The sequence below is a fragment of the Endozoicomonas acroporae genome (assembly GCF_002864045.1).
GTDB classification, from domain to species: Bacteria; Pseudomonadota; Gammaproteobacteria; order Pseudomonadales; family Endozoicomonadaceae; genus Endozoicomonas; species Endozoicomonas acroporae.
Genome location: NZ_PJPV01000125.1, coordinates 1 through 2,319 on the forward strand (window position 1 = coordinate 1; position 2,319 = coordinate 2,319).

3 protein-coding genes are annotated in these 2,319 nt (G+C 41.8%); all 3 read left to right on the forward strand.

What is annotated here, in order from left to right; genetic code table 11:
- Positions 1-211, forward strand: a 211-nt coding sequence (locus CX664_RS28000) for a transposase (RefSeq protein ID WP_420810371.1), incomplete at its 5' end; no start/stop codon positions are given.
- Between the two features lie 24 nt (positions 212-235).
- Positions 236-850 (forward strand): type I CRISPR-associated protein Cas7, encoded by a 615-nt coding sequence (locus CX664_RS17750; protein WP_276328501.1) that lies wholly within the window; start codon positions 236-238, stop codon positions 848-850.
- A gap of 543 nt (positions 851-1,393) precedes the next feature.
- Positions 1,394-2,269, forward strand: a complete 876-nt coding sequence (locus CX664_RS17755; protein ID WP_101748022.1) for a TniQ family protein — start codon at positions 1,394-1,396, stop codon at positions 2,267-2,269.
- The last annotated feature ends 50 nt before the right edge of the window (positions 2,270-2,319 follow it).

Here is a 2,319-nt window from a genome sequence, read left to right on the forward strand (position 1 = left end):
AAAGCCTTATGCCAGTTATCAGAGAGGAAGCAATGAAAATACCAATGGCCTTATCCGTCGCCACTGGCCCAAAAAAATGGCGTTTGGACAGATCACCGAAGAGGAAATTGAGGCTATGGAGTTTCAAATAAACAGCATGCCTCGCAAGGTACTTGGCGGTCTAACCCCGCTTGAGGTCTACACTGGGAGGTCTGTTGCACTTATTGCTTGACTCCAGCGTGAGTTAGGTATTGATATTGAAGAGTTAGAACCAGAAAAGGGGAAAAAGCAAAAGAAAATAAAATTGTCTGATAGAAAGAGGATAACCAAGCTGCTTTTAGAAAGATTTTTTGATTTGAGAGCGTTTGGTGCTCCATTGAAAGCTTCAGAATTTCCAGGAGAAGTGGTTAGAGGGCCTTGTCAAATCCCAATGGTTCAATCTTTGAATACGGTCATGCCTGTTGATGTAGGAATTACTCGAGGTTCAGTCACTAATGAGAAGGATGCTGACAAAGAAAGCACTATGGGGAGCTTCTCTAAAGTTCGTCATGCTGCATTTATGGGAGTATGTACAGTCTCTGCACATCTTGCAGAAAAAACTGGCTTTTCTGAGGGTGACTTTGCACTACTGACAGATGCTATTGATAATATGTTTGAGGAGGATAGATCGTATAACAGAATTCTTAACATGCAAGGAATGGTTGTATTGAAGCATGACGATTGTCTTCGAAGTGGAAAACTACATAATTTGAAAAAAGCTATAAAGGTTGATCAAAAGAAGAAATACACAGAGAGCTTTGAGGACTACGAAATATCAATTGATAAAAAAATGCTACCTGAAGGTATTTCCATAGAACGAAATGATTTTTGATATGATTTAGTCCTCCGGCTACTTTGTTTAAACTGGATATTTACGAATATTCTGGATTGGCAGAAGGTGATTAGCCTGTTGGATGAGTGCTTTTTTCTAGTAAAAAGTATCTCTTGTTTTTATGTTTCAATAGGTTATCTGACTTCTGCTGTAAGAGCCCTCTGATTAGAGGGTGTTTTCAGCTAAAAACTGGCAGGCCTCGTTATGAGGCTTGCTGTAAGAGCCCTCTGATTAGAGGGTTCTTACAGTGTCTCTCTGGCTTAAGCGGAAGTGTCCATTGGTTTATGGGGTCTCCGATTGGGAGAGACTTATATCAGTATCTTCTCAAATCTCGTTCTGCAGCTATACTCTCCTTCGGGCTCAGACACTTTGGTTGCTCTGAGGTAGTGAAAGAGACGCCCTTAGCTGCCACGTTCTCTGTGGATATTAAGTGCTGTTGCTTTTACTGTAAAAGCCAATTCAGCTAATATTTAAGCGACGATACGGTAGCCATTCATCCTACGGGCAGTGGGGCAAAGGGTTCCACTGCCAATAATCATAACCATGGAATCTTACTTTCCTTCACCCCTGCCAGACGAGTCTTTATACAGTCTGGTGACGAGGTACAGGGCAACCCTACCGCACAGTAATCGTCAAATAGAAGAAGACTTATTCGGATATCAGGATCAATTGAGTTTGCAAAGTTTTCTTGGCCAGAATGGAAATATTTTTTTTCAGAGGGACTTGGGGTTATGGCGTAATAAGCGAGCATTTATCAGAGCTATGACAGGATATAATTTATTGTCTCCTTTTTTAACAAGCTCTCCTCAAGCCAGATTATACAAATGTGCCCAAGGGTATGCAGGTTGCGTGAAAACTATGCTACGGCCTTATGTATACTTTCCAAACCACAACTTCATCAGCCTGAAATTCTGTCCAGAGTGCATAAAGCATGATATAGGGCGGTATGGCGTTGCTTACTGGCATCGTAGTCATTGTGTTTGGTTTGCTAATCTATGCTGGAAACATCAATGCCTACTGGTGAAGGTGGATAATACTCATGAAAGGAGAAAAAAGTGCTCTGGTCGTGCATGGATACTATCAACTGAACCTTTGGTTCAAGAACTTATGGCTGGCAAGATAGCTTTTGGGATAAACATTAATCACTTGTGCACAGCATACTCTGAGGCAGTGCCGGATAAATACTTCTTGGGTAGAGAAGCCGATCTTATTCAGGAAAAAATCACTGACTACTACGATGCGGCCATGTTAAGAGTTATGAAAATCAGGACTTCATTTAACGGTCAACATGGACGACGATGGGTGTATGGTGTTCTGAAAGGTAGTATGCCTGTACATATACCTGAGCATTTGTTTGTCATTAAAGAGCTATTTGGTAGTATTTCGGCCTTAAGCCAGTCACTGCCCAAGAACTCATAACAGGGGAAACAGCAGCAATTCCCGATGAATCCTGGAGCTCCACCGCCACA